This window comes from Janibacter cremeus (genome assembly GCF_029395675.1).
GTDB lineage: Bacteria > Actinomycetota > Actinomycetes > Actinomycetales > Dermatophilaceae > Janibacter > Janibacter cremeus_A.
Genome location: NZ_CP115184.1, coordinates 1,225,503 through 1,242,762, shown reverse-complemented (window position 1 = coordinate 1,242,762; position 17,260 = coordinate 1,225,503). Strand labels below are relative to the sequence as shown.

Here is a 17,260-nt window from a genome sequence, read left to right as displayed (position 1 = left end):
CGAGAGCATCTGCTGCTGTTGTGGTGGTGGGTGTGTTGGTTGTGGGCCCTGCCTGGTCGGCGGACTGCCACGTGCACCCTGTGTGGGTGTGTGGTCAGCGTCGGCGTGTGGGTGGGGTGCTGCCCGTATGTTGAGAACTACACAGTGGACGCGAGCATCTTTGTGGCTCAAGTTTTTAAGGGCGCACGGTGGATGCCTTGGCACCAGGAACCGAAGAAGGACGTAGGAATCTGCGATAAGCCTCGGGGAGTCGATAACCAGACTGTGATCCGAGGATTTCCGAATGGGGAAACCCGGCTGGAGGCAAGTCCAGTCACTCCCGGCTGAATATATAGGCCGGGTAGAGGGAACGTGGGGAAGTGAAACATCTCAGTACCCACAGGAAGAGAAAACAATTGTGATTCCGTGAGTAGTGGCGAGCGAAATCGGATCAGGCCAAACCGCACTTGTGTGATAGCTGTCAGGCGTTGCAGGTGCGGGGTTGTGGGACCTTCGTTCCGGGACTGACATCCTGGACGGGAGTGATAAATCTGCGTCATAGTCGAAGAGTCTTGAATGGCTCGGCACAGAGGGTGCGACCCCCGTAGACGAAATGATGCAGACTCTCGTGGAGTGTTCCCAAGTAGCACGGGGCTCGAGAAATCCCGTGTGAATCTGGCGGGACCACCCGCTAAGCCTAAATATTCCCTGGTGACCGATAGCGGACAAGTACCGTGAGGGAAAGGTGAAAAGTACCCCGGGAGGGGAGTGAAATAGATCCTGAAACCGTGTGCCTACAATCCGTCGGAGCCTCCTTGTGGGGTGACGGCGTGCCTTTTGAAGAATGAGCCTGCGAGTTAGTGCTCAGTGGCAAGGTTAACCCGTGTGGGGAAGCCGTAGCGAAAGCGAGTCCGAATAGGGCGTGTGAGTCGCTGGGTCTAGACCCGAAGCGGAGTGATCTACCCATGGCCAGGTTGAAGCGACGGTAAGACGTCGTGGAGGACCGAACCCACTTAGGTTGAAAACTGAGGGGATGAGCTGTGGGTAGGGGTGAAAGGCCAATCAAACTCCGTGATAGCTGGTTCTCCCCGAAATGCATTTAGGTGCAGCGTCACGTGTTTCTTACCGGAGGTAGAGCTACTGGATAGCTGATGGGCCTCACCAGGTTACTGACGTTAGCCAAACTCCGAATGCCGGTAAGTGAGAGCGTGGCAGTGAGACTGCGGGGGATAAGCTCCGTGGTCGAGAGGGAAACAGCCCAGATCACCAGCTAAGGTCCCTAAGCGTGTGCTAAGTGGAAAAGGATGTGGAGTTGCCGTGACAACCAGGAGGTTGGCTTAGAAGCAGCCATCCTTGAAAGAGTGCGTAATAGCTCACTGGTCAAGTGATTCCGCGCCGACAATGTAGCGGGGCTCAAGCACACCACCGAAGCTGTGGCATTAACGCACTGCTCGGCATCCTCCTTCGTGGGGGGTGTCCAGGCGTGTTGATGGGTAGGGGAGCGTCGTGTGGCGAGTGAAGCGGCGGAGTGATCCAGTCGTGGATGCCACACGAGTGAGAATGCAGGCATGAGTAGCGAAAGACGGGTGAGAAACCCGTCCGCCGAATAACCAAGGGTTCCAGGGTCAAGCTAATCTGCCCTGGGTAAGTCGGGACCTAAGGCGAGGCCGACAGGCGTAGTCGATGGACATCCGGTTGATATTCCGGAACCGGCGAAGAACCGCCCCTGACGAATCCAGTGATGCTAAGCGCCTGAAGCCCACCACAGGGATCTTCGGATCCCGCCGGTGGGTGGAACGCGTGACCCGATCTGGTAGTAGTCAAGCGATGGGGAGACGCAGGAAGGTAGCCTCCGCGTGGCGATGGTTGTCCACGTCCAAGGGTGTAGGGCGAGCTGTAGGCAAATCCGCAGCTCATGTGCCTGAGACCTGATGGTGACCGCTTTAGCGGGAAGCAGGGTGATCCTATGCTGTCGAGAAAATCCTCTAGCGAGGTTCTAGCCGCCCGTACCCCAAACCGACTCAGGTGGTTGGGTAGAGAATACCAAGGCGATCGAGTGAATCGTGGTTAAGGAATTCGGCAAAATGCCCCCGTAACTTCGGGAGAAGGGGGGCCCGGACCCTGAAGCTCTTCACGGGCTAGGGGAAAGGGCCGCAGAGACCAGGGAGAAGCGACTGTTTACTAAAAACACAGGTCCGTGCGAAGTCGCAAGACGATGTATACGGACTGACGCCTGCCCGGTGCTGGAAGGTTAAGAGGACCTGTTAGGCCACTTTGTGGCCGAAGCGGAGAATTTAAGCCCCAGTAAACGGCGGTGGTAACTATAACCATCCTAAGGTAGCGAAATTCCTTGTCGGGTAAGTTCCGACCTGCACGAATGGCGTAACGACTTCTCCACTGTCTCAACCACGAACTCGGCGAAATTGCACTACGAGTAAAGATGCTCGTTACGCGCAGCAGGACGGAAAGACCCCGGGACCTTCACTATAGCTTGGTATTGGTGATCGGGACGGCTTGTGTAGGATAGGTGGGAGACGTTGAAGCATGCACGCCAGTGCGTGTGGAGTCATCGTTGAAATACCACTCTGGTCGTTCTGGTTATCTAACCTCGGTCCGTGATCCGGATCAGGGACATTGCCTGGTGGGTAGTTTAACTGGGGCGGTTGCCTCCTAAAATGTAACGGAGGCGCTCAAAGGTTCCCTCAGCCTGGTTGGCAATCAGGTGGCGAGTGCAAGTGTACAAGGGAGCTTGACTGCGAGACAGACATGTCGAGCAGGGACGAAAGTCGGAACTAGTGACCCGACGGTGGCTTGTGGAAGCGCCGTCGCTCAACGGATAAAAGGTACCCCGGGGATAACAGGCTGATCTTCCCCAAGAGTCCATATCGACGGGATGGTTTGGCACCTCGATGTCGGCTCGTCGCATCCTGGGGGTGGAGTATCTCCCAAGGGTTGGGCTGTTCGCCCATTAAAGCGGCACGCGAGCTGGGTTTAGAACGTCGTGAGACAGTTCGGTCCCTATCCGCTGTGCGCGTAGGAAACTTGAGAGAGGCTGACCCTAGTACGAGAGGACCGGGTTGGACGAACCTCTGGTGTGTGAGTTGTTCTGCCAAGGGCACCGCTCATTAGCTACGTTCGGGAGTGATAACCGCTGAAAGCATCTAAGCGGGAAGCATGTCTCAAGATGAGGTTTCCATGAACTACGGTTCGAGAGGCTCCCAGTAGACGACTGGGTTGATAGGCCAGATGTGGAAGTGCAGCAATGCATGCAGCTGACTGGTACTAATAAGCCGATGACTTGATACACACACAACACTTGTTGCGTAAAGAAAGACACGTTCGCGTCCACTGTGCAGTTCCCGAGATACGGTCAGCCACCCGCTCGGGGTGACACTGCAAATCGTATTTCCATAGAGTTACGGCTGTCACAGCGAAAGGGAAACGCCCGGTCCCATTCCGAACCCGGAAGCTAAGCCTTTCAGCGCCGATGGTACTGCACTGGAGACGGTGTGGGAGAGTAGGACGCAGCCGGACAACCATTCACACGAAAGCCCCCAACCACACCGTTGGGGGCTTTCGTGCGTCCAGGGCGCATTCACACCGCGGCCAAGGCATTTGCATGGACGGCCGGGGCAGGGAAGTCTGGGTCGTGATGGCCACCCGGTGGCAGAGAGAGGGTTGAACAGTGGACGAGAGGCGCGGCGGACGCGGGGGCGGACGACGAGATGACGGGGGTCGCGGGCGAGGCGGCTCCCAGGGCGGTCGCCCCGGGGGTCGACCCGGTGGTCGGGACGACTCCGCTCGTCGGGACGACCGCCGCGGTGGCGGCCCTCGCGACGGCGGACGACGGGATGATCGTCGGGACAACCGATCCGCCCGGCCCGAGCGGGCCGGCGCCGGCAGGGGAGAGGACGACCGGGGCGGCTCGCGGCTGGTCCCGAAGGAGGGACGCAAGCCCGAGCCCGCCATCGCACCCGAGGTCACCGGGGCCGAGCTGGACCGCAGCGTCCGTCAGCAGCTGCGGACCCTGAGCAAGGAGAACGCCGACGGCGTCGCGCAGCACCTGGTGATGGTGGCCCTGCTCCTGGAGGCCGAGGACATGGACGGTGCCCTGGCGCACGCCGAGACCGCGGTTCGCCGGGCAGGTCGCGTGCCGGCTGCACGTGAGGCACTCGGGTTCGTCGCCTACCGCATGGGTGACTATGCGCGCGCCCTGACCGAGTTCCGCACGGTCCGACGGCTGAGTGGCTCCTCGCACCTGCTGCCGTTGATGGTCGACTGCGAGCGTGGGCTGGGGCGTCCGGAGCGGGCGCTGGAGCTGCTCGGGTCACCGGAGGCGCGCTCGCTCGGCCAGGAGGCACAGATCGAGCTGCTCATCGTCGGCTCCGGTATCCGACGTGACATGGGGCAGGCGCAGTCGGCAGTCCTCGCCCTGCAGGGCCAGGTCGAGAAGGTCACCGGGAAGCCGTGGGCCGCCCGCGTCTGGTACGCCTACGCCGACGCGCTGCTCGAGGTGGGACGCATCGACGACGCCCGGGACTGGTTCAGCAAGGCCGCGGTGGCCGACCAGGACGGCGAGACCGATGCGGTCGATCGCATCGACGAGATCGACGGCGTCCTCGTCGAGGAGGTCGAGGAGCAGGACCCCCGGGCGTGACCCGACTCATCGACGACTACGACGCCCTCGTCAGCGACCTGGACGGTGTCGTCGTCGCCGGGGCATCGGCCCTGGCGCACGCCGTCGACTCGGTGAACTCGCTGCCGGTCCCCGTCGTCTTCGTCACGAACAACGCATCCCGCACCCCCTCCGAGGTCGGTGCGATGCTGCGCGGTCACGGGATCCGTACGAGTGACGACCGGGTGCTCACCTCGTCCTTCGCCGCCGCACGTGAGCTCGCGGAGGTCGTGCCTCCCGGGTCGCCGGTCCTGGCGATCGGTGGTCCGGGGGTGGCGGTGTGCTTGCGGGAGGCGGGCCTGGAGCCCCGATCGCCGCAGGACGAAGGGGAGGTCGTCGCCGTCGTGCAGGGGTACGGATCGGGGGTCACCGCCGCGGACCTCGGGGCGGCAGCCGTGGCCATCCGGGCGGGTGCCCGGTGGATCGCCACGAACGAGGACCTGACCCTGCCGACGGAACAGGGCCCCGTGCCCGGCAACGGGTCCCTCGTGGCTGCGGTGCGCGCCGCGGTGGACACTGACCCCCTGGTCGTCGGGAAGCCCCATCCGCCGATGTATGCCCTGGCCGCCGACCTCGTCGGTGCCGGGGTGTCACGGACGTTGGCCGTCGGTGATCGCCTCGAGACCGACATCGCGGGTGCGGAGGCGGCAGGCATGCACACGGCGCTGGTCCTCACGGGCGTGCACGGGGTCGTCGACGCCGCGGGTGCATCGCCGCCGTGCCGGCCGACGTACGTGCTGGACGACCTGCGTGCGTTGACGCAGGAGTACCCCCACGGGGCGCGCGACGGCGACTGGTCCTGTCGGGGGCGCGCGCGTGCCAGGTGCGATCGCACCCTGACCGTCGAGGGCCGGGGGATGGACGCTGTCCGCGCCGCGCTCGACACCCTCTGGGCTGCCGTGGACGCGGGACGGATCACCCGGGAGGACGCCCGCACGCTCATGGCCAACCGGTAGCGTGGAGCGGTAGTCGACACGAGGAGTGACGTGGACCCCGTACGCGAAATGATCCATCTCGGCCTGAAGGTGACGGAGGCGACCCTGGACCGGACCCTGGACGTCGTGCGTCTCGTGGACACCCTGCTCGTCGCCAGCGCGGTTCCGACGGAGCGTGGGGCCACGTCCCAGGAGCCCGTGTGGCCGGAGGAGGAGCAGGCCGACCTCGACGCGTTGAGCGCCACCCTGCGCGCACGCAAGGAGCCCACGTCGGAGGCGACGACGACGACGGCGCAGGACACGGCGAAGCAGGCCCCGGCGAAGAAGACGACGAGACGGAAGGCCCCGGCGAAGAAGACCGCGACGTCACCGGCCCGGAAGGCCCGGAAGCCATCGGCACAGCAGACCGCGGCGACGACCCCGCCGGCGAAGAAGGCCCCGACCACACGGTCCCCCGCGAAGAAGAGCACGGCGAAGAAGAGCACGGCGAAGAAGAGCGCGACGAGTGGACGCACCCCGGATGCCTGAGCCCATGGACCACTCCGAGAACGCGCCGCGGCCCGGACCCGCGAAGCCGATGGCGCCGGTGACCACGCCGAGTGCCGATCTGCCCGGGACCACTGCGGGAGAGGGCGGGACACCGGCTCCCGAGACCGGTGATCTCGTCGTCGATGCCGCGCTGCGCGATCTCGGCGCGGTCGACGACGCGGATCTCGATGCCACCCTCGCCGCCGGGGAGTCGGTGCACGGGACGCTGACCGCGCGCCTGTCCGACCTCGGCACCTGAGTGGGTTCGCAGACGCGGCTGGACGTGGCCCTCGTCGAGCGCGGCCTGGCCCGCAGCCGCACCCGGGCCCACACGCTCATCGCGGCGGGTGACGTGCTCGTCGACGGGGTCACCGTCACGAAGGCGTCAACGCGGGTCACTCCCACGTGCGAGGTGGTCGTCGTCGCCGAGGCCGACCACTGGGTCGGGCGTGCTGCCCTGAAGCTGGTGGGCGCCTTCGCCGACTTCGACCTGGACGTCGCCGGACGACGGTGCCTCGACATCGGTGCGTCGACCGGTGGCTTCACGCAGGTGCTGCTCGAGCACGGTGCCGCACACGTGACCGCACTCGACGTGGGTCACGACCAGCTCGCGCCCGAGCTGGCAGCCGACCCGCGGGTCGAGGACCGCAGCGGCACGACCATCCGGGGGTTGACCGCCGCGGACATCGATGGTCCGGTCGAGGTGGCCGTCGGTGATCTGAGCTTCATCTCCCTTCGCCTCGTGCTTGCCGAGGTCGCCGGCCTGCTCACCGCCGACGGTGAGGCCGTGCTGCTCATCAAGCCGCAGTTCGAGGTCGGTCGGGACCACATCGGTCGGCGAGGGGTCGTCGCCTCCGCCGGGGCCCGCGCCGACGCGATCGGGTCCGTGCTGTCCCGGGCGGGCGAGGTGGGCCTGTCCGTGCTCGGCCTGACGGCGAGCCCGGTGCGTGGGGGAGAGGGAAATCACGAGTACCTCGTGCACCTCACCCGCCGCCCCGACGTCGGCATGACGTGGCAGGCTCAGCAGGTGACGATCAGCGACCTGGTGCAGGAGGAGGACACGTGAGCGACCAGCGACGGGTGCTCCTGATGACCCACCCCGGTCGCCCCGAGGCCCTCGAGGTGGCCGTCGGTGTCGCCGAGCGCCTGGCCGAGGCCGGGCTCGAGGTCCGCATCCCCGCCGGGGAGATCGCCGAGAGCGTCCTGGGCCAGCACCCGGTCTCCGTGGTCCACGAGGGTGACGACCCGGCCAGCGGGGTCGAGCTCGTGGTCGTCCTCGGTGGCGACGGGACGATCCTGCGGGGAGCGGAGACCGCCCGCGGCGCCGGCGTGCCGGTCCTGGGCGTCAACCTCGGTCATGTCGGCTTCCTCGCCGAGGCCGAGCGTGAGGACGTCGACGCCACGGTCGAGCACATCGTCAACCGTGCCTACCGTGTCGAGGAGCGCATGGCCCTCGACGTCGTCGCCACGCTGGAGGGCCGGGAGATCGCCCGCACCTGGGCGTTGAACGAGGCCACGGTCGAGAAGGCCTCCCGCGAACGCGTGCTCGTCCTCACTGTCGAGATCGATGGACGCCCCCTGTCCACGTGGGGGTGTGACGGTGTCGTCATGGCCACTCCCACCGGTTCCACCGCCTACGCCTTCTCCGCGGGCGGCCCCGTCGTGTGGCCCGGGGTCGATGCCATGCTCGTCGTGCCGATCAGCGCGCACGCACTCTTCGCCCGTCCGCTCGTCGTGGCACCGACGTCGGACCTGGCCGTGGACCTCGTCCCCGGGACCGAGGGGCACGGGGTCCTGTGGTGCGACGGCCGCCGCGCGGTGGACCTGCCGCCCGGCGCCCGTGTCGAGGTCAGCCGGTCCGCCGAGCCCGTCCGGCTCGCGCGGCTGAGCGACTCGCCCTTCACCGATCGCCTCGTCGCGAAGTTCGACCTCTCCGTCCACGGCTGGCGCGGTCGGCGCCAGAGCCAGCAGGAGGCCTGAGGCATGCTGCGCGAGCTGCACATCCGCGACCTCGGGGTCATCGAGGACGCGACGCTGCCGCTGGATCCGGGCCTGACCGTCGTCACCGGCGAGACCGGCGCGGGCAAGACCATGGTCGTCACCGGGCTCGGCCTCGTCCTCGGTGGCCGTGCCGACGCATCACTGGTCCGCTCGGGGCGTGACGAGGCCGTCGTCGAGGCCGCGCTCGAGCTGGATGCGCGGCACCCTGCGCGGGCCCGGGCAGCCGAGGCCGGAGCCGCGGCGGACGAGGACGAGCTGCTGCTGGCCCGCACCATCTCCGCGACGGGACGCTCCCGCGCCCACGTCGGCGGGAGACGGGCGCCGATCGCGACCTTGCACGACCTGGCGGAGGACCTCGTGGCCGTCCACGGGCAGGCGGACCAGTGGCGTCTGCGTCGGCCTGCGCAGCACCGTGCCCTGCTCGACACCTTCGGTGGCGGGGCGGTGGCCGGCCCGCTGGCGGAGGTCGCCCGCCTGTACGGGGCCTGGCAGGAGGCGACGGCGGAGCTGGCGGAGCTCACCGAGGGCGAACGGGCCCGGCTGCAGGAGGTCGAGCTGCTGACCCACCAGCTGGAGCAGATCGATGCCGTCGACCCCCAGCCCGGTGAGGACGTCGAGCTGGCCGGAGAGGCCGAGGTCCTCGGCAATGCCGAGGAGCTGCGCGTGGGCGCCGACCGTGCCCACCGCCTGCTGTCGGACCCGGACAGCTTCGGCGGCGACGACGTCGTGGGGCGGATCGCCCTGGCCGGCGACGAGCTCTCCCGCCTCGTCGAGCACGATCCGCGCCTGGCCGAGGCCCACCGCAGGCTCGGGGAGCTCGGTGTGCTGGCGGCGGATGTCGCCGCCGAGCTGTCGGCCTATGCCGCCGACATCGAGGCGGACCCGGCCCGGCTCGCCGCCGTCCAGGAGCGTCGGGCCGCCCTGAACGACCTGACCCGCCGATACGGCGAGGACGCCACGGCCGTCCTGGCCCACCGCGACGCCGCGCGCCAGCGGTTGCTGGCCCTCGAGGGGGCCGACGAGCGCATCGAGGAGCTCACCGCCCGCGTCGAGGACCTCGTCGGGGAGCTCGGGCCGGCCCTCGAGCAGCTGACGGCGGCCCGCACCTCGGCTGCCGCCGACCTGTCCGCGACCGTCGAGGGCGAGCTGGGCCGGTTGGGGATGGATCGTGCCCGGGTCGAGATCGTGGTCGAACCCCGCACCGACGAGGGCGGTGCCCGGCTGCCGGGCCCCGAGGGGGGTCGCACCGTCTCCGCCGAGGGCGCCGACGCGGTCGAGATCCGGGTCGCCGCCAACCGCGGTGACCCGCCCCGCTCGGTGACCAGGGCCGCCTCCGGCGGGGAGCTGTCCCGGATCATGCTGGCCATCGAGGTCGCCACCGCGGGATCGGGGCGGGCGCAGGTGCCCACCTTCGTCTTCGACGAGGTCGACGCGGGCGTCGGTGGGCGCGCCGCGCTCGACGTCGGCGCCCGGCTTGCCGCGCTGGCCCGCGCCAGCCAGGTCATCGTCGTCACCCACCTGGCCCAGGTGGCCGCCCACGCCGACCGGCACCTCGTGGTGCACAAGAGCCACGACCAGCAGGTCACCTCCAGCGACGTGCGGGTCGTCGAGGGGGAGGACCGACTGGGTGAGCTCTCCCGGATGATGGGTGGAGGGGACACCGAGGTCGGCCTCACCCACGCGCGCGAGCTGCTCGAGCAGTGCCGCGGGGCGGCCTCCACGCCCTCCTGAGGTGTCGAGGCAGCTCAGGGCCCTGACTCACGGCGCCCCGAGGTACGAAGAACCGCTTCGGTGACGTAAAGTGAAAGCCCGTGGCACTGACGAAACACATCTTCGTGACCGGAGGAGTTGTCTCCTCACTCGGCAAGGGTCTGACGGCCTCGAGCCTGGGACATCTCCTGCGCGCACGTGGCCTCTCGGTCACGATGCAGAAGCTCGACCCCTACCTCAACGTCGACCCGGGGACGATGAACCCCTTCCAGCACGGTGAGGTCTTCGTCACCGAGGACGGGGCGGAGACCGACCTCGACATCGGTCACTACGAGCGCTTCCTCGATCGCAACCTCAACGGCTCGGCCAATGTGACGACCGGTCAGGTGTACAGCCGGGTCATCGCCCGGGAGCGCAAGGGGGAGTACCTCGGCGACACCGTCCAGGTCATCCCGCACATCACCAACGAGATCATCTCGCGCATGCGTGCGCCCGCCGCCGGCAGCCCCGGTGTCGAGGACGCGGACGCACCGGACATCATCATCACCGAGATCGGTGGCACGGTCGGCGACATCGAGTCGCTGCCCTTCCTCGAGGCCGCCCGACAGGTGCGCCACGAGCTGGGTCGGGACAACTGCTTCTTCCTGCACGTCTCCCTCGTGCCGTACATCGCGCCCAGCGGCGAGATGAAGACCAAGCCCACGCAGCACTCCGTCGCCGCCTTGCGCCAGGTCGGTATCCAGCCCGACGCCATCGTGCTGCGCGCGGACCGGGAGATCTCCACCGACATCAAGCGCAAGATCTCGATGAGCTGTGACGTCGAGAAGGACGGGGTGGCCGCCTGCGTCGACGCCCCGAGCATCTACGACATCCCCAAGGTGCTCCACCGCGAGCGCCTCGACACCTTCGTCATCCGCCGCCTCGGGGTGAACTTCACCGACGTCGACTGGGACAGCTGGGACACCCTGCTGCGCCGGGTGCACCAGCCGGCCCACGAGGTCGAGGTCGCGCTCGTCGGCAAGTACATCGACCTGCCGGACGCCTACCTGTCGGTGACCGAGGCGCTGCGTGCCGGCGGCTTCCACAACGACGCCAGGGTGCGCATCCGCTGGGTCCCCTCGGACGACTGCGACACCGAGGCGGGGGCGGCCAGGGCCCTCGGCGGGGTCGACGCGGTCCTCATCCCCGGCGGTTTCGGCGTGCGCGGCATCGAGGGCAAGCTCGGCGCGCTGCGGTGGGCGCGTGAGCGCCAGGTCCCGACCCTCGGCATCTGCCTGGGGCTGCAGTGCATGGTCATCGAGTACGCGCGCAACGTCGCCGGTATCGAGGGTGCGAGCTCGACCGAGTTCGACAACGCGTCGGTCGCACCGGTCATCGCGACGATGGAAGAGCAGAAGTCCTTCGTGGACGGCGAGGGCGATCTCGGCGGGACCATGCGCCTGGGCTCCTACCCGGCCGACCTGCGTGAGGGGTCGGTGACGGCGCAGGCCTACGGCTCGACGACGGTCACCGAGCGCCACCGCCACCGGTACGAGGTCAACAACGCCTACGTCGGCCAGCTCGAGGAGGCCGGTCTGGTCGTCAGCGGCACGCACCCGCAGCTGGGGCTCGTCGAGTTCGTCGAGCTGCCCCGTGAGGTGCACCCGTACTACGTCTCCACCCAGGCGCACCCCGAGTTCAAGTCGCGTCCGGACAAGGCGCACCCGCTCTTCAGCGGTCTCGTCGGAGCCGCCGTGCAGGCCCAGCGCGACGCCCGCCTCGTCGAGGTGGAGCAGCCGCCGGTGGAGGCGTCCGTCGTCGCGGACGAGACGGTCTGAGGTGAGCGTCGAGCACCTGCGGCTGCGCGACGAGATCGTGCCCTCGCCGGTCGTCGAGAGCGAGGTCGCCTTCCACGGCGCGGTGTGGGACGTGCGCCGGGAGGCCTTCGTCCTCGAGGGCGAGCGTCTCGTCCGGGAGGTCGTCGACCATCCCGGTGCCGTGGCCGTGCTGGCCCTGGACGAGGAGGACCGCGCGCTGCTCATCCGCCAGTACCGGCACCCGATCTCCTCCCACGAGTGGGAGATCCCGGCCGGGCTGCTCGACGTCGCGGGCGAGGACCCCCTCCTCGCGGCGCAGCGCGAGCTGGCCGAGGAGGCCGACGTCGTCGCCGAGCACTGGGCGGTGCTCGTGGACTACTTCAGCTCGCCCGGCGGCCTGAACGAGGCGCTGCGGATCTACCTCGCCCGGGGTCTCACCGCCGTCCCCGACGGGGAGCTGCACGAGCGCCGGGGCGAGGAGGCCCACATCCTCCACCGCCGGGTGCCGCTCGACGAGGTGGTGGCCGCGGTGCTCGCCGGGGACCTGCACAACTCGACACTCGTGATCGGCGCCCTCGCCGCCCAGCGGATGCGCGACGACGGCTGGACCTCCCTTCGTCCGGCCGACAGCCCGTGGCCGCAGCATCCGACCAACCGCCACCACTGACGTCCGTAGGATTGACCCCGCCCGGCGACCGCCGGACGCCCCGACGAGGACAAGGAAGAACTCCCCGTGCTCCGCACCCATGACGCCGGCACCCTGCGTGCCGGCCACTCCGGCCAGACCGTCACCCTCAGCGGATGGGTGGCCCGGCGACGTGATCACGGTGGCGTGGCCTTCCTCGACCTGCGCGACGCCTCCGGCGTCGCCCAGGTCGTCGCGCGTGACGAGGTCCTGACCGGAGCGGCGCACGACCTGCGCAACGAGTACGTCGTCACTGTCGTCGGCGAGGTCGCCCCGCGCGACCCGAAGGACGTCAACCCGAACCTCCCGACGGGCGAGGTCGACGTGGTCGCCTCCTCCATCGAGGTCCTCAGCACGGCGGACCCGCTGCCCTTCCAGATCGACGAGCGCGTCTCCGTCGGCGAGGAGGCCCGCCTCAAGCACCGCTACCTCGACCTGCGCCGGCCCGGCCCCGCCAGCGCCGGTGCGGGCCTGCGCCTGCGCAGCAAGGTCAACGCCGCGGCACGCTCGGTCCTCGCCGAGCGCGACTTCGTCGAGATCGAGACCCCGACCCTGACCCGGTCCACACCCGAGGGCGCCCGCGACTTCCTCGTGCCGGCCCGCCTCGCACCGGGTGAGTGGTACGCGCTCCCGCAGAGCCCCCAGCTGTTCAAGCAGCTGCTCATGGTCGCCGGGATGGAGCGGTACTACCAGATCGCGCGCTGCTACCGCGACGAGGACTTCCGGGCCGACCGGCAGCCGGAGTTCACCCAGCTCGACATCGAGATGTCCTTCGTCGAGCAGGACGACGTCATCGAGCTCGGCGAGGCCGTCGCCAGGGCCGTCTGGGGGACCATCGGCGTCGAGCTGACCACCCCCTTCCCCCGGATGACCTACACCGAGGCCATGGAGCGCTTCGGCACCGACAAGCCCGACCTGCGCTTCGGCGTCGAGCTCGTGGACTGCACCGAGTTCTTCGCCGACACCCCCTTCCGCGTCTTCCGCAACGACTACGTCGGGGCGGTCGTCATGCCCGGGGGGGCCGGCCAGCCGCGCCGGCAGTTCGACGCCTGGCAGGAGTGGGCGAAGCAGCGCGGTGCCAAGGGCCTGGCCTACGTCACCGTCGGTGAGGACGGCGATCTGGGCGGACCCGTCGCCAAGAACATCTCCGAGGAGGAGAAGGCCGGTCTGGCCGCGCACGTGGGTGCGCAGCCGGGCGACTGCATCTTCTTCGCCGCGGACAAGCCCCGGGCCGCGCGGGCGCTGCTCGGAGCCGCACGGCAGGAGATCGCCCAGCGGTGCGACCTGATCGACGAGTCCGAGTGGTCCTTCGTCTGGGTGGTCGACGCCCCGCTCTTCGAGCCCACGGGAGAGGCCGTCGCCGCAGGCGACGTCGCCGTCGGGGCCGGTGCCTGGACCGCGGTCCACCACGCCTTCACCAGCCCCAAGCCGGAGTTCCTCGACACCTTCGACACCGACCCCGGCTCGGCGCTGGCCTACGCCTACGACCTCGTGTGCAACGGCAACGAGATCGGCGGCGGGTCCATCCGTATCCACCAGCGCGACGTGCAGGAGCGGGTCTTCTCGGTCATGGGTCTGGACGAGGAGTCGGCGCAGGAGAAGTTCGGCTTCCTCCTCGAGGCATTCAAGTACGGCGCGCCCCCGCACGGCGGCATCGCCTTCGGCTGGGACCGCATCGTCATGCTCCTCCTGGGGGCGGACTCCATCCGCGACGTGATCGCCTTCCCCAAGTCCGGCGGCGGCTACGACCCGCTGACCGATGCGCCCGCCCCGATCACCCCGGAGCAGCGCAAGGAGGCCGGCATCGACGCCCGGCCCACGACGAAGGGGGACGAGCCCGCAGCGCAGGGGGCGCCGGAGGTCAACCCCCGGCAGAGCTGATGCCCGACGTGCCGGTGGAGGTGATGCTGTGGGATTGCGACGGCGTTCTCCAGCACGGGCACTTCGACTGGCGCGGGCGGCTGGACCGGACGGTCGCCCCGGGATTCGCCCGCAAGGTCTTCGAGGCCGAGCTGCCGGCGCTGCGCGGTGAGCGCAGCCTGCGGGCGGTGCTGGGCGAGCTGCTGGAGCGGGAGAACCGGTCGGGGCGGCTACCGGTGACCATCGAGGACCTGCTGGGCATCTGGGAGCAGTTCGATCTCGACCTCGAGGCCATCGCCCTCGTGGACGAGGTCCGAGGTCTCGGGGCGCGTTGCCTGCTCGCGACCAACCAGCAGGACCACCGGGTGCGCTTCATGCGCGAGGTCCACGGGTACGACGACCTCGTCGACGGCGCCTACTGGTCGAGCGAGGTCGGGGCGATGAAGCCCGACCCCGCCTACTTCGAGCACATCCTCGACGACCTGGGTGTGCCCGCCGACCGCATCGGCTTCGTCGACGACGTGCCGGCGAACGTCGAGTCGGCGCAGTCGCTCGGCATCCGGGCGGTCCACCACCGGCCGGCGAGCGGGGCGGCCGGGCTGCGACGCGCCCTGCACCCGCTCCTGCCCGCGCTCGCGGACGACGTCCCGCATCGGCCGGGTCCGCACGCCTAGCGCGCGACCGCGTCCACCAGACGGTCGAGGAAGGCCGTCTGGGCCGCCACGACCAGCTCGCGGGCCCGATCCACCTCGCACCACTCGGCGCGCTCGATCTCCGGGAAGGAGACGCGGCGGCCGGAGCGCGGGGGCCACTCCATCGTCACGAGGTTGCTCGAGACGAAGGCCAACGACGGGTCGGCCTCCACGGCCCACGCCCGGACCCGCTTGCCCCCGGACTGGCGCACCTCGCCGAGGTCGAGACGGGGGCCGGGAGGAGCCGCTATCCCGATCTCCTCGAGGAACTCCCGCTCCGCCGCGGCCAGCGGGTCGTCACCGTCCCCGTACTCACCCTTGACCACCGTCCAGGCACGCGGTCGACGCCCCCAGGCCGGCCCGCCCATGCGGCCCAGGAAGACGCGGGTGACCCCCTTCGCCGTGGTGAAGGGGAGGAGACCGGCGCTCGTGCGGGGCATGCGCGCCAGCCTGCCACCGACGAGCCGCCCGGTCAGCCCTCGTCGCGGCGCTCCTTCTCCTGGTCCCGCTGCCGGGCCCTGGTGACCGTGGCGACCGGGGTGCGCTTCCGGGACCAGATGCCCTTGGTGCGCGTGAGCGCGTAGTCGATGCGGTCGTCGACCTGCTCGCCGAAGACGTCGTCGAAGTTCTCCGTGAGCTCACCGGCCATGGCCCGACGGCGCAGCCGCGCCTCGGTCTCGAGGATCGCCCGGTGCTCGCTGCGGAGTGCCTTGTACAGGGCGATCATGATGAACACGATCACGACGGCGAAGGGGGCACCCGTCGCGACCGAGCCGGCCTGGAGAGCGGACAGGCCCTCCGTCCCCCCCGCCAGGAGCAGGGCGCTCGCCACGAGCCCCTCGAGGACGGCGAACAGCACCCGGCTCCACGTCGGCGGGTCGGGGTGGCCGCCGGAGGCGAGCATGTCCACGACGAGGGATCCCGAGTCCGAAGAGGTCACGAAGAAGACCACCACGAGGACGAGGGCGATGACCGACAGGACCGTCCCCATCGGGAGCGTGGCCAGGGTGTCGAAGAGGGCGACCTCGGCCACGAGGCCCTCCTCCGGCACGAGGTCACCGACCGTGCGCTCCCGGTGGATGGCCGTCCCACCGAGTGCCGTGAACCAGAGGAACCCGAGAAGGGTCGGCACGAGGAGGGCGCCGGCGACGAACTCGCGGACCGTGCGGCCCCGCGAGATCCGCGCGATGAAGACGCCGACGAAGGGGGACCAGGCGATCCACCAGCCCCAGTAGAAGATGGTCCACCCGCCGGCCCAGGCCAGACCCTCGGAGCCGGTGTAAGCGAAGGCGTCGAAGGTGTTCGGCAGGAAGTGCGTCGTGTAGGCGCCGATGGACTGGACGAAGTCCCGCAGGAGGAACAGGGTCGGGCCGAGCGCGAAGATCGCGACGAGGAAGACCGCGGCCAGGCCCAGGTTGAGGTTGGACAACCACTGGATGCCCCTGCCCACGCCACTGACCACCGAGATGGTGGCGATGGCCGTGATCGCGGCGATGAGGGCGACCATGAAGGTGTTGGAGGCGTCGTCGATGACCCCGAGCTCCACGAGCCCGGTCGAGACCTGGGTGACGCCCAGACCCAGCGAGGTGGCGACACCGAAGAGGGTTCCCACGATCGCCAGGATGTCGACGAGGTCGCCGGCCCAGCCCTTGACGCGATCACCCAGGAGCGGCTCCAGAGCCCAGCGGAGGGACACGGGGCGGCCCTTGCGGTGGATGGCGTAGGCGAGGGAGAGGCCGACGATGACGTACACCGCCCACGGGTGCAGACCCCAGTGGAGGAAGGTCTGTGCCATGGCCTGGTTGGCCAGCTCGGCGTCGGTCCCGTCCACCCCCGGCTTGGGGCTGGTGTAGAAGGTCAACGGCTCGGCCACACCGTAGAAGACCAGGCCGATCCCCATGCCGGCGGCGAAGAGCATGGCGAACCAGGACACCAGGTTGAAGTCGGGCCTCTCGTCCTCGCGCCCGAGCGTGATGTTGCCGAAGCGGCTCACCGCGAGGAAGATCGCGAAGGCGACGAAGCAGGCGATCGCCAGGATGTAGAACCAGCCGAAGCCTCTGACGATGCCGCTCTGGATCGACGTCCACAGCGCCCCGGCCGTGTCGCTGAAGAAGATGGAGAACAGCGAGACCGCGACGACGACGACCAGGGACGGCCAGAACACCCGCGGGGCGATGCCGCCAGGTCCCAGCCGGACGCCGTGCGCCCGCAGCTGGTCGATGACGCGCTCGTCGTGCGTGCGGCCATCGGGATCATCGTGACGGTCCCGGCTTCGACTGTCGGTGGCGTTCGACGATTCGCTCATGCTCGCCTGCTCTCCTCGACGTGGGTGTCCTGTCCTCAGCAGCCAACCACACCTCGCACGGCGGCGTCGGCTCCGGAGGCGCTCCTCGCTCGGA

The 17,260-nt window shown here is 68.8% G+C and carries 13 protein-coding genes and 2 rRNA genes; 13 read left to right on the top strand and 2 right to left on the bottom strand.

Going from position 1 to position 17,260, the window contains the following annotated elements:
- Positions 1-165 precede the first annotated feature (165 nt).
- From O9K63_RS05710 to O9K63_RS05650, 13 genes are all read left to right on the top strand, one after another.
- A 23S ribosomal RNA gene (locus tag O9K63_RS05710) occupies positions 166-3,285 on the top strand.
- 111 nt (positions 3,286-3,396) lie between these two features.
- Positions 3,397-3,513: ribosomal RNA gene (rrf, locus tag O9K63_RS05705) — 5S ribosomal RNA — on the top strand.
- A 151-nt stretch (positions 3,514-3,664) separates the two neighbouring features.
- A complete protein-coding gene (locus tag O9K63_RS05700) occupies positions 3,665-4,636 on the top strand; it encodes a tetratricopeptide repeat protein (RefSeq protein ID WP_277241362.1) in 972 nt (323 codons plus the stop codon).
- Positions 4,633-5,610 carry an HAD-IIA family hydrolase gene (locus tag O9K63_RS05695; RefSeq protein ID WP_277241360.1) on the top strand — a complete coding sequence of 326 codons (978 nt, stop codon included), beginning with the start codon at positions 4,633-4,635 and terminating at the stop codon, positions 5,608-5,610. Before O9K63_RS05700 ends, O9K63_RS05695 begins: the two co-directional genes overlap by 4 nt.
- A gap of 30 nt (positions 5,611-5,640) precedes the next feature.
- Positions 5,641-6,117, top strand: a complete 477-nt coding sequence (locus O9K63_RS05690) for a hypothetical protein (protein WP_277241358.1) — start codon at positions 5,641-5,643, stop codon at positions 6,115-6,117.
- A complete protein-coding gene (locus O9K63_RS05685) occupies positions 6,110-6,376 on the top strand; it encodes a hypothetical protein (RefSeq protein ID WP_277241356.1) in 267 nt (88 codons plus the stop codon). The genes O9K63_RS05690 and O9K63_RS05685 overlap by 8 nt, the downstream gene beginning before the upstream one ends.
- Positions 6,377-7,183: a TlyA family RNA methyltransferase gene (locus tag O9K63_RS05680; RefSeq protein ID WP_277241354.1), complete on the top strand. Its 807-nt coding sequence runs from the start codon at positions 6,377-6,379 to the stop codon at positions 7,181-7,183.
- Positions 7,180-8,097: an NAD kinase gene (locus O9K63_RS05675; protein ID WP_431190360.1), complete on the top strand. Its 918-nt coding sequence runs from the start codon at positions 7,180-7,182 to the stop codon at positions 8,095-8,097. The genes O9K63_RS05680 and O9K63_RS05675 overlap by 4 nt, the downstream gene beginning before the upstream one ends.
- Positions 8,098-8,100: 3 nt before the next feature.
- Entirely contained in the window at positions 8,101-9,849 is a 1,749-nt protein-coding gene (recN, locus tag O9K63_RS05670) for a DNA repair protein RecN (protein WP_277241352.1), read from the top strand.
- An 80-nt stretch (positions 9,850-9,929) separates the two neighbouring features.
- Entirely contained in the window at positions 9,930-11,645 is a 1,716-nt protein-coding gene (locus O9K63_RS05665) for a CTP synthase (RefSeq protein WP_277241350.1), read from the top strand.
- Position 11,646: 1 nt separating this feature from the next.
- Positions 11,647-12,291, top strand: a complete 645-nt coding sequence (locus O9K63_RS05660; protein ID WP_277241347.1) for an NUDIX domain-containing protein — start codon at positions 11,647-11,649, stop codon at positions 12,289-12,291.
- Between the two features lie 66 nt (positions 12,292-12,357).
- Positions 12,358-14,190, top strand: a complete 1,833-nt coding sequence (gene aspS, locus O9K63_RS05655; RefSeq protein WP_277241346.1) for an aspartate--tRNA ligase — start codon at positions 12,358-12,360, stop codon at positions 14,188-14,190.
- A complete protein-coding gene (locus tag O9K63_RS05650; RefSeq protein ID WP_277241344.1) occupies positions 14,190-14,843 on the top strand; it encodes an HAD family hydrolase in 654 nt (217 codons plus the stop codon). Before aspS ends, O9K63_RS05650 begins: the two co-directional genes overlap by 1 nt.
- Here the strand turns inward: O9K63_RS05650 and O9K63_RS05645 are convergent.
- Positions 14,840-15,301 carry an NUDIX domain-containing protein gene (locus O9K63_RS05645; protein WP_277241342.1) on the bottom strand — a complete coding sequence of 154 codons (462 nt, stop codon included), beginning with the start codon at positions 15,299-15,301 and terminating at the stop codon, positions 14,840-14,842. The genes O9K63_RS05650 and O9K63_RS05645 overlap by 4 nt on opposite strands.
- A gap of 32 nt (positions 15,302-15,333) precedes the next feature.
- The gene (locus O9K63_RS05640) at positions 15,334-17,166 is read right to left on the bottom strand and encodes a BCCT family transporter (protein WP_277241340.1); all 1,833 of its coding nucleotides are present in this window, start codon (positions 17,164-17,166) and stop codon (positions 15,334-15,336) included.
- Between the last annotated feature and the right edge of the window lie 94 nt (positions 17,167-17,260).